Origin of the sequence: Shewanella sp. 3_MG-2023, assembly GCF_030548765.1 — a bacterium.
Classification (GTDB): Bacteria; Pseudomonadota; Gammaproteobacteria; order Enterobacterales; family Shewanellaceae; genus Shewanella.
The window spans coordinates 36,219-51,880 of the sequence record NZ_JAUOSH010000034.1 but is presented as its reverse complement, the minus strand read 5'-3'; the positions used below and the strand labels follow the sequence as shown (position 1 = coordinate 51,880).

Genomic DNA, 15,662 nt, shown 5'->3' with positions numbered 1-15,662 from the left:
CGAGTGGCCAAAGGGATCAGACTGTAAATCTGACGGCTCAGCCTTCGAAGGTTCGAATCCTTCTCCCTCCACCATTTCTTTTAGTCACTTCAGTTCATCAAGTTAGCTCATTCAAATTAGCTCATTCAAATTAGCTCAATTTCAATTCTCAGTAGTTTCACTTCAGTTTTATCATCAAGATTTGCTTAGTTTCAACTTCACAGCCTTATCCTAGTCATTTATTGATATCGATTATTAATTTGCTGTCTAGCGTCAAAATGTAACCTTGTTCATAAAACATTAGAATTTAACTTCCTGATCTTGTTATTTATCTTTAAGATAATCCGATTACAGCAAACTTAGGATGTCAGATGTCTAAACAATGGGTTAATCAAGCCATAGCTAAAATAGAAGCTGATTTTCAACGCAGCGCCGATACACATTTAATTAAGTTAGAACTTCCACAATTAACTGGCATCGACATTTATCTTAAAGATGAAAGCACCCATCCAACTGGCAGTTTAAAACACCGTTTAGCCCGCTCTTTGTTTCTGTATGCGATTTCAAATGGATGGGTTAATGAAAATACCACCATCATAGAATCATCATCTGGCAGTACTGCAGTATCTGAAGCATACTTTTCTCGGTTACTTGGCCTACCGTTCATTGCGGTAATGCCAGCCACAACCGCGAAAAAGAAAATCCAACAAATTGAGTTTTATGGTGGTAGTTGTCATTTCGTCGACAAAACTGACCAAATATATGCAGAATCTCAGCGCCTAGCAGCGCAACTCAATGGCCATTATATGGATCAATTTACCTATGCTGAGCGCGCCACCGATTGGCGCGGCAATAACAATATTGCTGACTCTATCTTTAATCAGATGCAAAAAGAGCCACATCCAATTCCAGCATGGATTGTTATGAGCCCAGGCACTGGCGGTACCTCAGCAACCATTGGCCGCTACCTTAATTACCAACAACTTGATACTAAGCTGTGCGTGGTAGACCCTGAAAATTCGGTATTCTATGACTACTATATAAATGGTGATGCAAGTATTACCAGCGATAAAGGCAGTAATATTGAAGGCATCGGTCGCCCAAGGGTTGAACCGTCTTTTATCGCAGGTGTAGTGGATGAAATGAAAAAAATCCCTGATGCAGCATCCATTGCGACCATGAACTGGTTAGCACAGCATATTGGCCGTAAGGTAGGGCCATCAACGGGGACTAATTTATATGGCGTGTTGCAGTTAGCCTGTCAGATGAAACAAAAAGGCGAAACAGGCTCGTTAGTGACCTTGCTGTGTGATTCTGGTGAGCGCTATTTAGATACCTATTATAATAATGAATGGATTAATAACAATATCGGTTGTACTGAAGAATTTGACCTAGAGTTGCAACATTTTAACAGCAGTGGTTGTTTGGGGAAGTTATAAAAATTTAGCCATAAAATCAGTTATAAAAAATAACCCCGCCCAATTGACATTAGGCGGGATTATTTTTCAATATGTTAGTTAATCGATATCTAAATATTTATGGGTCTGAATTGATAAGCGCCAATTACGGCTTATACAGGTTTTCATGGCAAGTTCAGTTGCCCGAGGTTTTTGACTAATAGGCTGTAAACAAATGGTTTTATTAGATACATCAATATCCGCTAATAACTCATCAAGTTCATCAATATGGTTTTGGGTGGCGATGGGGTGCTTAATTTCATTAGCGCGCTCTAGCGCCGCCTTTAAGACTTTATAGCCGCCTTTCATATTTACTTTTGGTGACACGGTAACCCAGACTTGCTCATGACAATGAACCTCGAAAGTACCACTGGTTTCAATCTGCACGCTGTTGCCAGCTTCAATCAAATGACTGGTTAACTTACTTAAGTCATATAAACATGGCTCGCCACCAGTAATAACAATATGTTTTGCAGTAAAACCTTTTTCAGTAAATGCAGTTAATAATGAATGCGCATCATGATTTGCCCAGCGACCAATGGTGCCATCCACTGCAATAACTTGTTGTTGAGAAACCTTGTTTGCTTCTAATACATCCCAGGTCTGTTTGGTATCACACCAAGCACAACCAACAGGACAACCTTGCAAACGAACAAAAATTGCTGGAACACCGGTAAAGGTGCCCTCACCTTGGATGGTTTCAAAAACTTCATTAACTGGATATTTCATTTAGCTGCCTTATTCTCAGTAAGGGCGCATTTATAGTGTATTTTCACTGTAGCTGCAACCATTAACGGCCATGATAATGACTGCTTAATTAGATTACCTGCCAACTAATTACATATGTCTGATGAAAGCTGATTATTAATCAGCCTATTAATAGCTGCTTTTACAAAAAGGTCACTGCTATAAAAATCTCACTAAAATTCTACTAATCAAAAGTTAAATAACCATGAAAGTTATCCTTAATGTCGTTATAATTTAGACCGTAATCAACGGCTTCAATTAACTAACTGTTTCAATGAGTCTGCTCTGGGAACATGTAGATATCTAAATTTTATATGGTGAAAAAAATGTCTAAAGCAATTGTCGTATTTAGCGGAGGTCAGGACTCTACAACCTGCCTCATTCAAGCAATGTCTCAATATGACGAAGTGCATGCCATCACCTTTGATTATGGCCAGCGTCACCGTGAAGAAATTGAAATTGCTCAATCACTTGCTAAAGAATTAAACATTGCCAGCCATAAAGTCATGGATGTGGGTTTACTCAATGAGCTTGCGGTGTCTGCGCTTACTCGAGATTCAATTCCGGTATCCCATGAGATCATGAATAATGGACTGCCTAATACCTTCGTCCCTGGGCGCAATATTCTCTTTTTAACCTTAGCGGGCATTTATGCTTATCAGTTAGGGTGCGATGCCATTATCACTGGCGTGTGTGAAACAGACTTTTCTGGCTATCCTGATTGTCGTGATGAATTTATCAAGTCTATGCAGCAATCATTGGCGTTAGGTATGGATAAACCATTACAAATTGTCACCCCGTTAATGTGGCTAAACAAAGCTGAAACATGGGCACTAGCAGATAAATACCAAGCATTAACCTTAGTCAGAAATGAAACCCTTACCTGTTACAACGGCATAAAGGGCTGTGGTTGTGGCGATTGCCCAGCCTGCACCCTTCGCCAACGTGGTTTAGATGATTATTTAGCTAACGCTGACACTGTAATGGCTGAGCTTAATCAAAAAATGGCTAAAGCTTAAAATAGGGTTACTGACATGGCAAATAAGCAAACTCAAATTGGCGTATATGTTTTTGCAACTATAGTGAGCGTCATTTGCGCAGCATTATTTGCCTTAAATTTACTGCCTCTTGCACAAATAGATATCGACAGTTTACTGGCTTATCGCTATGACTCAATTACCCAAGGTGAATGGTGGCGACTGCTTAGTGGTAATATTCTGCATACTAACTTGTGGCATTTACTAATGAACCTAGCCGGTTTTTGGGTGATTTTGTTTTTGCATGAGACCCACTACAAACAGCATAGCGTTAAACTCGCAGGCTTATTTTTGAGTTTGGCAATGCTTGAAGGGCTCGGCTTATATTGGTTTTACCCAGAACTAAAGGGTTATGTGGGGCTAAGCGGGCTATTACACGGACTTTTCACTTTTGGCGCGCTACTTGATATCCGAAAAGGCTTTAAATCAGGCTATTTGTTATTGTTAGGGGTCATCATCAAAGCTGGTTATGAAACCTATTTTGGCGCCAGTGACAGCGTCAGTGAGCTGATCAATGCCAGAGTCGCCACAGAGTCTCACTTAATTGGCGTCGTAAGTGGGTTATTGTGCGGGTTAATTTGGTTGCCATTAAGTGGTTATTTAAAGCGCGCTCAAACACTGTCAACAAGCCACAATTAAGTATCATTTTGTGCTTGCTGATAAATGTTTGGCCGCCAAATTTGCATTAATATTTCGGGATTATCTATCGGCAGAAAACCATACTGAGCGTAAAGGCCATGAGCATCCCTTGTGGCCAGCATCATTCTCCTTAATCCCTGTATATCGGGGTGACTTATCACCGTTTCGATGAGTAACTTACTTAAACCAATTCCTCTATGTAGATCAGTAATAAACACATCAGCTAGATAGGCGAATGTGGCTCTATCTGTGATAAGGCGGGCAAAACCAACTTGCTGGTCTTCGTCAGTAAATACCCCAAAGCACAAAGAATGCTCAATGGCCTTGGCTAATACTGTTATCGGCATCCCTTTGGCCCAATAGCTTTGTGAGATAAAACCGTGAATAACACTGATATCTAATTTATTTTGATCCGTTGAAATAACATAACCCTTGTTGCCTAACTGCTGCATTAACGCCCCTTAACTAAGATTTATTCAGTTTAAGTAACACACATCGCTGCCCATGCTTATGTTTGACTCAACATTTGCTTAGTATATTGATATAACTGCTGAGCATCTAAGTTTGTCGATTTGGCCAAACCCGCTAATACCCCTAGTTGATCAGCCTCTGAGCGATGCTGGCCTAACTTGAGTTTTCCTTCAACGCCAGTAATTGAAATTTTAAAACCAACAATGGCTTTTGCCAATTTATCGCGGTAATCATGGGGAATAAAGCCACCGTGCTGCAGTAACTCAGGCTCATATTTAGCAATGGTGTCAGTTAAATGCAAAATGGTTTCATTGTTATCAGTTAGCTCAAAAGTGCCTGTGACATGTACCGCGGCATAATTCCAAGTTGGCACCGCAGGAAAACCGTCATACCAAGTAGGTGAAATATACCCATGAGGACCGGAAAATACCGCCAGCACAGATTGTAAATCCAATGTTTTCCAATGATTATTGGCTTTTGCCATATGGCCATATAACGTGTGATTACCGTCAGCATCAGTTTTAAGGATTAATGGCAGATGAGAGGCTTGTAAATCGCTCGAGCTAAGCAGAGCAAAGCCATACTGCTGGATAAAGTCTAAAGCCTCGTTAGACTGCATTTGTAATTTTTTAGGTAGGTACATGATCATCCTTAATATGTAGGTTTAACTTTTTGGGTGCTCAGTATTAATGAGTGACTCAATAAACGCGTTAATTCGTTGCTAAAAACTGCTGTAACCTTTGTTTTAATGGCGCTATTGCAGCTGGATGAGCCAAATAATCGGTAATCGTCATCAATTGCCAATATTGGCCTTCTGAGCCAAAATTAATCGCATCTAGTTCAGTTTGAGTAATATAAGCGACAAAAAAGTAGGAGTGGCCATTTGCAGTTTGATTAATCCCCCGCTGTTGATATATCAAACGCTCTATTGGCAGCCTAATGTCAAATTCTTCATGTAACTCTCTAAGCACACACTCTTGGGCCGACTCCTTGCCTTCGCGGCCACCACCGGGAAAGTCCCACTGATTCGGGAACGGAATATTGGTTTTATCATCCCTTAAGTACACCACCAATTTATGTTCAAAAATCAGAGCTAATTTACAACCAGTGAATGATTCAGAATCCACATTTTTGGTTATCGCTTGTTGATTTGATAGCCCCATTTGTCAGCGACTCCACGGTTGATTTATTTATAATCACTATCCCATAAAAAAACCCGTGTTGATACTGACAATCATTCAGTATCAACACGGGTTTAATGCGATAACCTCGACTTATGAACTTATATTCTAAGCAATAAAAATAAACCCAATAAAGGTAATGCCAGCGGCAATAAGCGTATAAGGTAATTGCGTTACCGCATGGCTAACTAAATTACAGCCTGCACCTTGGGCAGCGAGTACGGTGGAGTCACTATAAAAACACGCCTGACTGCCAAAAGATGACGCAGAAAGCAGCGCGCCTATTACGAGTGGCATATCCGCGCCAACAGCTTGGGCTAACGGCATCACAATGGGGATGGAGACAGCAAAGATGCCCCAGCTTGAACCCGTAGCAAACGCTAAAACCGCCATTGCGACAAATACCACTGCTGGTAACATTTGCGCAGTCATATAGGGGCTTAAGCTTTCAATTACAAATTGTGGCAGCAATAATTTATCGCAAACATCTTTAAAAATAAACGCAGCGATCACAGTACCGATTGCAGGCAACATACTTTTAAAACCATCAATCATTTGCTCCATCATATCGGATAACGGCATTAATTTTTGCACGGTATAATAAGGAATGGTGATAGCCATCGTCGCCAATAATCCAAGCCAAACATCAATATCAAAGTACACGGTAAAACCGACTAATAAGATGATGGGTACTAAAAAATTATGTAACTTGCCTTGTTCGTCGGCGGCACTGAAATTGTCTTCAATCGCCTTTACCCCATAGTCATCGCTGGTGTGGGTTTCTGCAGACTCATCAACAGGAATACCAATACCTTGTTTAGCTTTAAGTTCTGCTTTTTTCATCGGTCCAATTAGCGGTATTACCCCTAAAATAACCAATGGCACCATGATCACCGCCACCCAGGCATAGAGCATATAAGGAATCGCCTGCATATATACCGCAATGCCCTGCCCCGATTCGGCAATGCCGTTGTCCACTAATAAACCAGAGAAGAACACTGCCCAAGTGGATAAAGGCACCAACACACAAATAGGTGCTGCGGTAGAATCAACCACATATGCGAGCATCTCACGGGAGATTTTATATTTATCGGTGACGCGCTTCATGGTCTCACCCACAGTGAGCGCGTTAAGGTAATCATCAATAAAAATGGCCACACCTAATACAAACGTCATCATTAATGATGACTTTGGCCCTGTTGCAACCAACAAGGCTTTTTTGCCAAAAGCAAACGCGCCGCCAGTTCTGACGAGTAACGCGATCAAAGCGCCAAAGGTGCCACACACTAAGATCAGCCAGCCAATGGTTTCATCGGCCATCACGCTGAGCGAAATTTCCGAAAAATTATTCAACACGTCACTGGGCTCGACCAAGATTAAGCCGACAATTGCCCCTACCACTAAGGCTAAAATCGGTCTGCGTAAAAATATGGCTAACATTATTACAACCAAAGGCGGGATCAAACTGATCGCAGATGGCTCTGTCATTAGGTTTTACCTTGTTAAAAGAAGATTAATATTGGAAAAAGAAAGTAATGTCGAATTGCATTTTAGTCAACAAGAACTAAACACAATATTGAAAAAAATACGGGTTTATTTCAAAATAATTATAAGAAAACAAATTCACTGTGACTGAATAAACAACCACAGTGACATTATTATTCATAGTTTAGGCTATTGACTACTTTAACGTCAACACGATTAATCGCAACACTAGTTATGTGAAAAACTCACTTCAAACTCTCCTAAGTTGTCATAAACAACGGATAAAGGCGTATCCATATCGACCTTTATTACGCCGTGGTATGACCCCGTTATAATGTACTCTCCCGCATTTAACTCGATTCCTAATGCAGATAAATAGTTAACCAGCCAATACATAGGATTTTGAGGTAATTCACATGGGTGAACACCGATATAATCATGTTTAATCCCTGCCTGAGTCATTGTAATGTTTATGCCAGCCGCTTTATAAGCCGCCGCTTTCTCAATTTCAGGGCCAATAAATAAACCTTGATTACTTAAACCGTCAGCTAAACGCTCATAATGATTAGCTTTATAACCTTGACTAAACCTCGGCTGAATAAGCTCTAATGCCATATGAGTTGAACCTATGGCAGCATCTATTTCTGCTTCGCTGTAATGTTTGCCACTGGGTAAGTTACTTCTGAGTAAGAATGCGATTTCAGGTTCTATCAATGCTTGGCCATTAACCGCTTTCATTTGACATACCACCTGAGTTTCAACAACTTGCCCCAACAATGGTGCTGCGATAATACTGCCATCTTCTCTTGGGGTAAGGCATTTCCAACCTAAGGGAGCATGATCATGTAGGGCTATCATCAATTGCTGTACAGCATGAGCATCAGCCAAAGTTTTAGGCGACTGTAATAAATTAAATTCAGACTTAGGCTGTGTAGCATTACGCTGTGCTACTAAATGCTCTGCTATCGATTTAAAACGTAATGCTTGTTGATCAACTGTTTTTGATATATTGGACACACTAAATCCTTATGTGGCTTAATTTAAGCAATGAGAGAAAGAGACGGTAAAACAGTAAAAATTAATTTGATTCAATCCCATACAGTTAAACATGTGATGTTTAGAGGATCAATATGGATTACTTCTAAGCCATAAATAAAAACGTGCTTAAACCTCAAGGTTTAAGCACATTAATTTTATCTATCAGATAATGCTGCTAGCCATGACACATGCAGAAATTACATAAGTTCTACAAGCCTTGCCTTAGCATCGCTCAACAAGGTTTCTGTTAACGACTGGGCTAACGTACTGTCTTTTGCTTTAATCGCATCAAACACTTCTTTGTGAAAGGGTATTGAGCTTTTGTTTTCAGCATCATTTTGGTTAGTCACACGAATACTGACTAGCAATGCCGAAAAGATGACACATTCCATCGAAATGAATAACTCATTATGAGACGCTTTTAAAATAGCACTGTGAAAGTGTGCATCTGCAATCACAAAACGATCCACATCGCTTGTAGACGCTTCCATTTCAGCCAGCGCTTGAGTAATTGCTTGAATATCTTCTTCCGTGGCATTTAATGCTGCGAGACTGGCAGCTTTAGGCTCAAATGCGAGTCTAAACTCCATCAATTGAGTTAAAAAGTCAGGATTAAGTGGTGCAGAAAGGTGCCAAGCTAAAACATCATCGTCAAGTAAAGCCCAGTTATTTCTAGGTTTAACACGAGTACCAATTCCTCGGCGTACATCTAATAAGCCTTTACCAACAAGAATTTTTACCGCATCACGAACGACAACTCGACTGACTTGATAGCGTTCAGCCAGTTTATTTTCATCATCAATAAGCGTACCAGGCACAAACGTTCCAGCAACAATCCTACGACCTAACTCTTTTGCTACTTGAACCGGCAAACTCGGCGACATCGAGTTTGTTCTTCTTAAATCGTAGTATGTTAGTTCACTCATGTAATTATTCTATCCCAAGAAATATAACTACATACTATGTATATGATTTTGTGATGATACACAACCATCTGATGTTAATTATTGTCACTTTGGCTAAGAGAAAGGCGAATACTGGCATCATTGAGCAGTTTTTCGGTTAATTTCTCAGCTTTGTCACCATCACGATTAAAAATGGCTTCATACACATCTCGATGAAAAGGAACCGACGCTCCATTGTCTCGAGGGTCTTTATTGGTCATTTTAATACTTACCAATAACGCAGAATATATAACGCCTTCCATCGATGCCAGAAAACCATTGTTTGCCGCTTTCATCACCGCTTTATGAAACAAAGAGTCGGCAATAATAAAGTCTTCTGCAGTACCAGAAGCCTGCGCCATTCCTTCAACTGCTTTGGCAATTTCAGCAATGTCTGCATCCGTCGCACGCTCAGCAGCCCATCGCGCGGCTTTAGGCTCAAATGCTAATCGTACATCCATTAACTGCTTCAAAAAATTAAGATTGGGTGGCGCTGATAAATGCCAAGCAAGAATGTCATCATCCAGCATATTCCACTTATCTCGTGATTGAACACGAGTACCAATGCCCCGCCGCACTTCTAATAAACCTTTGCTTACTAGAATCTTTACAGCGTCACGAACTACCACTCGACTAACATGATACCGAGACGCCAAGGCATTTTCATCGTCAATAAGACTGTGGGCTTCGAAAGCACCAGAAACAATGCGGCGACCGAGTTCTTTAGCAACTTGTACAGAAAGACTAGGCGACATTCCTTGGGTGCATTTTAAATCGTAATATATTAATTCACTCATAGGTTAAATATAAACATAGTATGTTTAAGGTGTCAATTGAAACAATCTACGATTGAGACTTAATGATAATATATTGACTTCATATTAGATAAATTGATGCTTTAGATCAAAAGCAGAAGTAACTAAAAAAATAGCAGCCTTTCGGCTGCTAAAGCTACAACAGATACTTACTAGGAATAAGTATACAGGAAAGTAAAACAACACTATTTGTATAATAGCAACAACAGACAAGTTCAAAATCATCTCTGAAATGACTGAACTAAAACAACACACTGAACTCAGTTTACGGCATTATTGAACTCTAAAGTTCTGGCCTAGTGGGCTGTTAAGGTACTTTTATAACCTTGGACATATGCCAAAGCGTTATGCTTAACTTGCTCAACACTCATCCCAGCCTTATATAAGCCGCTTCCTAAACCAAACCCACTGGCACCAGCATCAATAAATGCTTGCATAGTGTCTGGTGAAACTCCCCCTACAGGTAAAATATCAATATCAGGAAGAACAACTGACATTGCTTTTAACCCCATAGGGCCAAATGCATCAGCTGGGAATAATTTAAGCGAATCTGCACCCGCATTAATAGCCGCATAAGCATCAGATGGTGTGAAAAAACCGGGGACACAATAAAGGTCTTTCGCTTTACTGTACCGAATCAATTTTGCATCAGCATGGGGAGAAATAATAATACGCCCGCCCGCAGCTTCGACTAAATCAACTTGTTCCTGGCTAACAACAGTGCCAGCACCAATGATGACATCGTTACCATATCTATCACTAAGTAACTTAATACTTTCGTAAGGCGACGGTGAGTTTAAAGGAACTTCTATAACGCGATATCCAGCGGTCACTAAAATATCTGCAACATCTAATACTTCAGCAGGTGTCACGCCACGTAAAATTGCAACCAATGGCATTTTGCTCATGGCTTCTTTAAGAGTAATCGGCATTTAATGCACTTCCTTTGATTTAATTAAATTCGCTTGCTCAGCTACCATCACCATGCCTAAAGCAGAGGCTTTCTCGCTGCTCACTGGGGTTGAAAGTAAACCAAGTTCTTTTAGCGCTTGAGCATAAAGTGTGTTTAAAGTCGAACTGCCAATGAGATAAATATGTTCAAGGGATGATGCCGCCAACACTGAACACAATTCAGCGCCAATCAGTAATCCTGAAATATAACTACAAACATGCTTGTCATCTAATCGCTGTTCTAGTCGTAAAGTTCTCGCGCTAAATAAATGGTGCAGCAAACCCCCTTCCCTTTGACTGGTATGTACGCCTTGTAAAAAGCTATCCATATCAACATCAGTCGCTTGTTTATCTACGCCTTTTCCAAGAATGCTGTTTTCAACTACGATGTTATACATCTCGCCCGTCATTTGAGTCGACAAGCTTTCTACGATTGGTTGACCTTGATCATTCTTAGCCATTTTTATCCACTTAGAATGGGTTCCAGGTAAGCAAAAAACTAACTTATCTAATTGAGCATTGTTTAATAAACCCAACTCGTGCTCAATCAATGATACGGCGCCGAATACCTGCACTTCTTCACCGCGCATAACATCAGGTTGTAAATTAGCAGTCTGACACTTAACGCCCGGTACAATGCGAATAGACAATTTCGATTCGTTATCCACATGACATAATTTCATCGCGGCTTGTTTAGCATCTGCTGGGCAATCTATATAGCCTGCATCGACCCAACCTTGTGCGCTACCCACCATGCCGGCCATTAACACTGGCACTGAAAAGTCTGTAACCCATGGCTGTATATGGGCTAAAAGCGCAGCTTCAAATTCATCTTTTTTAAGGCATAACATACCTTGAGGCGCCGATACTTCAGACAAGATTTTGCCGCGTTTATCCAATAAAAAGGCGCGAAAATTACTACTCCCCCAATCGACTGCAATAAGTACAGGCGTGGGTGACGATTGCTCTGTCATTTAAAAATTCTCTACAATGATGTGGGCTTAGAAAACTTCATAATGTTTTATGAAGTCTGGATCTGGCTCTACGCCAATACCAGTCCCTTGTGGAAGTGCAACCGTGCCATCGTTTTCTTTAACTTGCTTAAGAATGTTTAATGGCTCTTTAAGTAAGTCTTCACGGAATAAATTCGGAGTAGTATCGTATTCGAGCATCGGCTGAATTGGATGAGCTGCGCCTGGTAAATCAGGTAATGCTGCCAATAAATGCAAATTGGTACCCACAGCAATAGCAGAGCCCCAAACATGATTTATTACCGGAATAAAATGTGCGTGTGCCATCGCTAATACTTTTTGGTATTCAGTAATGCCACCTAATGCACAAACTTCAGGTTGCAATAAATCCACACAGCGATTTTCAATTAAGTCTCTAAAACCCCAGCGGGTGAATTCTGCTTCACCACCTGCAATGGTCATATCTAAGGCTTCACACAGTTCTCGATAACCTTGTTTATCTTCAGGTGCTACGGGTTCTTCAAACCAATTTACGCCAAGGTTTTGCAGCTCACGTCCCAGAGGGATCGCCTCTCTGGTGGTATAGGCATGGTTTGCATCGACCATTAATTGCATATCACCAATGCCGCGGCGTACAGCTTCAACTAATTTAATATCTCTATCAGGACTTAAACCGATTTTCATTTTCATCGCTTTAAAGCCCATCTCTTTAATGCGGGCACTTTCATCGGTAAAGCGTGCTTCAAGGTCGTCATGACGCTGTAGCATCATGCCGTAACCGTAAGCTGGGATACGGTCTCTAAAGGCACCGCCCAGTAACTTATAGACGGGCTGATCAAGAAATTTACCGGCAATATCCCATAAAGCGATATCCACACCCGACAAAGACTGAATAGGCATGCCTTTTTGACCATGGTCGCGCATTAAGTTGTACACCTTATGCCAGATCACTTCGCGATCTAGCGGATCCATACCAAGGATCATAGGTTGAATCACTTTTTCAACGATTGTTTTGTTGGCAAAAGCGATTCCGCCGCCACCAAAACACTCACCCCAACCTGTTATGCCAACATCCGTTTTAATTTCGACTAGGTGAGTAGTACGTTTGGCATAATACTGCTGCGAGTAACCTAACTCTTCTTCAAGATCGTACTGCAGAACGTGGCTTATAATTTCAGTAATTTTCATTCAATAATAGTCCCAAATTAATCTGATTAAAGCGCACGTGAGATGCGTTTAAAAGCCAAGTAATCGTCGAGCGCTAGCAACGAACAATCAACTCCAACTCCTGACTGCTTAATCCCAAAATGCGGTAAATTAATGGCATATTTAATCCCATTAATTTGTACTTCGCCAAAACGAAGTTCGTCCGCAAAATGGTCCGCTGTCGTTTGATTTTGAGTAAACACATAAGCGGTTAAGCCCGCATCAGTATCATTAGCAAGGTTCAGTACATCTTGATGATTTTTGAAGGTAGCAATGCTAATAACTGGTCCAAAAACTTCTTCTTTCGATATCGCCATTTCAGGTGTCACACCCAGTAACACGGTAGGACTGTAAAAATATCCGGTGTCTAATCCTGGTGGTTTACCGCCACCTGATAACAACTTGGCGCCTTGAGCAATCGCTTCTTTTACTAAGCCATCGATACGCTGCCAAGAAGCACCGTCCATCAGTGGTCCCATTCCAATATCAGCCTCTTTATCAAAACCAACGTTGACGGAATGAGTGCGGGTTAACACCATTTCAATAAATTCGTCAGCCACAGACTCTTCAATAAAGACTCGGTTAGGAGCAACACAAATTTGGCCAGCATTACTGTATTTCACGCCGCAAATAACATCGGCAGCCGTGATTAAATCTGCATCAGCAAATACGATGGCAGGTGCATTGCCACCAAGCTCCATCGAGTAGCGTTTGATTGACGTAGCCCCTGTACCAATAACGTGCTTACCGACATTGGTTGAACCGATTAATGTTAATAAAGATGGGATAGTGGATGCAGAAATGGCATCGCCCACTTTGTGATCAGGGCCAGAAATAATATTAACCACGCCATCAGGTAAGCCAATTTGAGCGCAAAGTTCACCGACGGCATAAGCAGATAATGGGGTTTTAACAGAAGGCTTAATCACAATAGGACAACCTGCAGCCATTGCTGGGCCTAACTTATAAGCAAGATTAAGCAGCGGAAAATTCCATGCAAGAAATGCAGCAGCAACCCCTACTGGCTCGCGGCGAAGTTCATGGACGTGGGTGCCCTCTTTATCTTCTAATGTCTCTTGCGCTAAATTGAGCATGGCATCAGCATAAAAATTTAAACTGTCGACCAACATTTGGTAGTCTTCCTTGGTTGATGCCCAAGGCTTAGCCATTTCAAGATGCACACACTCACGTAAATGCTGTTCATTTTCTATCACTGCATCACGTAATTTATACATCCATTCAGTACGTTGTTGAATAGATGTTTTAGACCAAATTGGAAACGCCTTTTGTGCAGCTTCAAGCGCTAATTCAGCTTGAGGAATATCTGCCGCAGCAATGCTGCCTACCGATAAAAGAGTTGCAGGATTAATAACATCAGTGGTTGATCCGCTCGATATGAGTTTACCGCCGATATAAAGTTGTTTAGACAGCATTAGCAACGCTCCATGTGAAAAATTCAAAACAAACTAGGTAATAAGCTTTTAACTGAACCCGTTAATCAGTAGTCAAATAAGCATATTGATAACGCGATACATGATAAGTATTTAAACATATGATGTTTGATAAAACAATATAGAAATGTAATTAGTTTGTGAACATGTAAACAATCAAAATAACTTTTTACGATAAGGATTAAGACTAAGTCATTTTATAACAGCTACTTAGTAATTAAACACACTCATTAATAGCAATTACACAATAAAGCATTGTACCGACCAGTTACGTTTACTATTGGGGTTGATGAAGTAATAATCATCGCGCTTAATCGCTTCATTGAGTGAATCAGCCCCCCCTAAGCAAGGCTCTAAACCCACGACATAGGCAGGCGGTTGATCACTGCCAGACCAGCCTCGATAATTAAGCCATAAGCCAAAATGTGAAATATCATGACTATCATATCTAAAACCACAACGTTGTTGATAAGCGCCACTGGCTGAAGGCGGCTCAACTAAAGCAACCTCAATAGACTGATTTTTAATAGCATCCGTTGATAAATCATCACTATAAAGCTTGCAGGAAAAGTGACTGTCTGGTGCTAACACCTTATCCAAATCAATCCATTTACCTTGCTGCTGTTTTTTATAAGGCCATTGCGCTGTAATAGCATCTGTATTAAAAAACGCTTTAAAACCACTGTCGGTTTTAAAGCGGTTAATCACTGTTGAAAGCGCTATGGTCATGCCTTTTTCAGCAGCAAAAATCGGATGCATTGACCACACAAAGGGTAATTGATAGTCGCTGTTATTCGTAAGCTGGTATTGAATATCGATATGGTTAGCATCAGCGGCAAGAGTTAAGGTACGCGTAAACACATAAGGTAACTGTTTACCCACACAGCGAAGCGTCAACGAGATGAAATTCGAAGACTCAACAATTTCAGTGACTTGCCACGGTAAACACCATAGCTCACCGTGATCAGGAATTAATACATGCCTAAGCGCAGGCAAAGCGTATTGCTCGCCATTGATGCTGGGGAAGCATTCATCCCAACCACCACAATCAAAGCCATTGACGAATGACTCACCATAATTTGGCTGTTTCAAAAAAGCATGAGCGCCTTGAGGTTGTTCAAGCCACTCTCTGCCAGTAAGCATCGATTTTAATGAAATTATTTTCGCACCAATGGCAGGCACCACGGTAAAAGACAGGGTATTGTTGGCAATGGTAATAAGCTCAAAACCGTCTTTAATCGACTTTTGTAAAGACACCATAGTGGCCACTTTTATGTTCCAACAATTGAG

General features: G+C 40.9%; 16 protein-coding genes. 3 read left to right on the top strand and 13 right to left on the bottom strand.

Annotation, left to right across the window (positions count from 1 at the left end; translation table 11 throughout):
- Positions 1-350 precede the first annotated feature (350 nt).
- Positions 351-1,418 (top strand): PLP-dependent cysteine synthase family protein, encoded by a 1,068-nt coding sequence (locus Q4591_RS16865; protein WP_102435558.1) that lies wholly within the window; start codon positions 351-353, stop codon positions 1,416-1,418.
- 78 nt (positions 1,419-1,496) lie between these two features.
- Here the strand turns inward: Q4591_RS16865 and queE are convergent, their stop codons facing one another.
- Complete coding sequence (queE, locus tag Q4591_RS16860) at positions 1,497-2,165, bottom strand: 7-carboxy-7-deazaguanine synthase QueE (RefSeq protein ID WP_303414444.1); 669 nt, start codon at positions 2,163-2,165, stop codon at positions 1,497-1,499.
- A 344-nt stretch (positions 2,166-2,509) separates the two neighbouring features.
- On the opposite strand from queE, the gene queC reads away from it, so the two are divergent.
- The gene (gene queC / locus Q4591_RS16855) at positions 2,510-3,202 is read left to right on the top strand and encodes a 7-cyano-7-deazaguanine synthase QueC (protein ID WP_198589275.1); all 693 of its coding nucleotides are present in this window, start codon (positions 2,510-2,512) and stop codon (positions 3,200-3,202) included.
- 15 nt (positions 3,203-3,217) lie between these two features.
- Positions 3,218-3,859 carry a rhombosortase gene (rrtA, locus tag Q4591_RS16850; protein ID WP_102435564.1) on the top strand — a complete coding sequence of 214 codons (642 nt, stop codon included), beginning with the start codon at positions 3,218-3,220 and terminating at the stop codon, positions 3,857-3,859.
- Here the strand turns inward: rrtA and Q4591_RS16845 are convergent.
- The 12 genes from Q4591_RS16845 to Q4591_RS16790 all read right to left on the bottom strand — a co-directional run bounded on the left by Q4591_RS16845 (position 3,856) and on the right by Q4591_RS16790 (position 15,632).
- Entirely contained in the window at positions 3,856-4,311 is a 456-nt protein-coding gene (locus Q4591_RS16845) for a GNAT family N-acetyltransferase (protein ID WP_303462024.1), read from the bottom strand. The genes rrtA and Q4591_RS16845 overlap by 4 nt on opposite strands.
- 56 nt (positions 4,312-4,367) lie before the next feature.
- A complete protein-coding gene (locus Q4591_RS16840) occupies positions 4,368-4,973 on the bottom strand; it encodes an FMN-binding negative transcriptional regulator (RefSeq protein WP_102519511.1) in 606 nt (201 codons plus the stop codon).
- 67 nt (positions 4,974-5,040) lie between these two features.
- Positions 5,041-5,493, bottom strand: coding sequence for an NUDIX hydrolase (locus Q4591_RS16835; protein WP_102519510.1), 453 nt, complete (start codon positions 5,491-5,493; stop codon positions 5,041-5,043).
- 126 nt (positions 5,494-5,619) lie between these two features.
- Positions 5,620-6,999, bottom strand: a complete 1,380-nt coding sequence (locus tag Q4591_RS16830; RefSeq protein WP_303462020.1) for a Na+/H+ antiporter NhaC family protein — start codon at positions 6,997-6,999, stop codon at positions 5,620-5,622.
- A 225-nt stretch (positions 7,000-7,224) separates the two neighbouring features.
- On the bottom strand, positions 7,225-8,013 hold the full coding sequence (locus tag Q4591_RS16825) for a 2-keto-4-pentenoate hydratase (RefSeq protein ID WP_303462018.1): 789 nt from the start codon (positions 8,011-8,013) through the stop codon (positions 7,225-7,227).
- A gap of 218 nt (positions 8,014-8,231) precedes the next feature.
- Positions 8,232-8,960, bottom strand: a complete 729-nt coding sequence (locus tag Q4591_RS16820; protein WP_102435574.1) for a FadR/GntR family transcriptional regulator — start codon at positions 8,958-8,960, stop codon at positions 8,232-8,234.
- Between the two features lie 74 nt (positions 8,961-9,034).
- Entirely contained in the window at positions 9,035-9,775 is a 741-nt protein-coding gene (locus Q4591_RS16815; protein ID WP_102435576.1) for a FadR/GntR family transcriptional regulator, read from the bottom strand.
- A gap of 314 nt (positions 9,776-10,089) precedes the next feature.
- Positions 10,090-10,725: a 2-dehydro-3-deoxy-6-phosphogalactonate aldolase gene (locus tag Q4591_RS16810; RefSeq protein WP_102476723.1), complete on the bottom strand. Its 636-nt coding sequence runs from the start codon at positions 10,723-10,725 to the stop codon at positions 10,090-10,092.
- Positions 10,726-11,718, bottom strand: a complete 993-nt coding sequence (locus Q4591_RS16805; RefSeq protein WP_102532098.1) for a 2-dehydro-3-deoxygalactonokinase — start codon at positions 11,716-11,718, stop codon at positions 10,726-10,728.
- A 27-nt stretch (positions 11,719-11,745) separates the two neighbouring features.
- Entirely contained in the window at positions 11,746-12,903 is a 1,158-nt protein-coding gene (locus tag Q4591_RS16800) for a mandelate racemase/muconate lactonizing enzyme family protein (protein WP_303462016.1), read from the bottom strand.
- A 26-nt stretch (positions 12,904-12,929) separates the two neighbouring features.
- Positions 12,930-14,354 (bottom strand): aldehyde dehydrogenase family protein, encoded by a 1,425-nt coding sequence (locus Q4591_RS16795; protein ID WP_303462014.1) that lies wholly within the window; start codon positions 14,352-14,354, stop codon positions 12,930-12,932.
- A gap of 258 nt (positions 14,355-14,612) precedes the next feature.
- Positions 14,613-15,632 (bottom strand): hypothetical protein, encoded by a 1,020-nt coding sequence (locus Q4591_RS16790; protein ID WP_303462012.1) that lies wholly within the window; start codon positions 15,630-15,632, stop codon positions 14,613-14,615.
- Positions 15,633-15,662 lie beyond the last annotated feature (30 nt).

What these genes read in the sequence shown, in the direction of transcription:
- Q4591_RS16795 (WP_303462014.1), bottom strand. Translation starts at nt 14,354, where the DNA reads ATGCTGTCTAAACAACTTTATATCGGCGGTAAACTCATATCGAGCGGA.
- queE (WP_303414444.1), bottom strand. Translation starts at nt 2,165, where the DNA reads ATGAAATATCCAGTTAATGAAGTTTTTGAAACCATCCAAGGTGAGGGC.
- queC (WP_198589275.1), top strand. Translation starts at nt 2,510, where the DNA reads ATGTCTAAAGCAATTGTCGTATTTAGCGGAGGTCAGGACTCTACAACC.
- Q4591_RS16805 (WP_102532098.1), bottom strand. Translation starts at nt 11,718, where the DNA reads ATGACAGAGCAATCGTCACCCACGCCTGTACTTATTGCAGTCGATTGG.
- Q4591_RS16790 (WP_303462012.1), bottom strand. Translation starts at nt 15,632, where the DNA reads ATGGTGTCTTTACAAAAGTCGATTAAAGACGGTTTTGAGCTTATTACC.
- Q4591_RS16800 (WP_303462016.1), bottom strand. Translation starts at nt 12,903, where the DNA reads ATGAAAATTACTGAAATTATAAGCCACGTTCTGCAGTACGATCTTGAA.
- Q4591_RS16830 (WP_303462020.1), bottom strand. Translation starts at nt 6,999, where the DNA reads ATGACAGAGCCATCTGCGATCAGTTTGATCCCGCCTTTGGTTGTAATA.
- Q4591_RS16840 (WP_102519511.1), bottom strand. Translation starts at nt 4,973, where the DNA reads ATGTACCTACCTAAAAAATTACAAATGCAGTCTAACGAGGCTTTAGAC.
- Q4591_RS16835 (WP_102519510.1), bottom strand. Translation starts at nt 5,493, where the DNA reads ATGGGGCTATCAAATCAACAAGCGATAACCAAAAATGTGGATTCTGAA.
- Q4591_RS16845 (WP_303462024.1), bottom strand. Translation starts at nt 4,311, where the DNA reads ATGCAGCAGTTAGGCAACAAGGGTTATGTTATTTCAACGGATCAAAAT.
- Q4591_RS16865 (WP_102435558.1), top strand. Translation starts at nt 351, where the DNA reads ATGTCTAAACAATGGGTTAATCAAGCCATAGCTAAAATAGAAGCTGAT.
- Q4591_RS16820 (WP_102435574.1), bottom strand. Translation starts at nt 8,960, where the DNA reads ATGAGTGAACTAACATACTACGATTTAAGAAGAACAAACTCGATGTCG.
- Q4591_RS16815 (WP_102435576.1), bottom strand. Translation starts at nt 9,775, where the DNA reads ATGAGTGAATTAATATATTACGATTTAAAATGCACCCAAGGAATGTCG.
- Q4591_RS16810 (WP_102476723.1), bottom strand. Translation starts at nt 10,725, where the DNA reads ATGCCGATTACTCTTAAAGAAGCCATGAGCAAAATGCCATTGGTTGCA.
- rrtA (WP_102435564.1), top strand. Translation starts at nt 3,218, where the DNA reads ATGGCAAATAAGCAAACTCAAATTGGCGTATATGTTTTTGCAACTATA.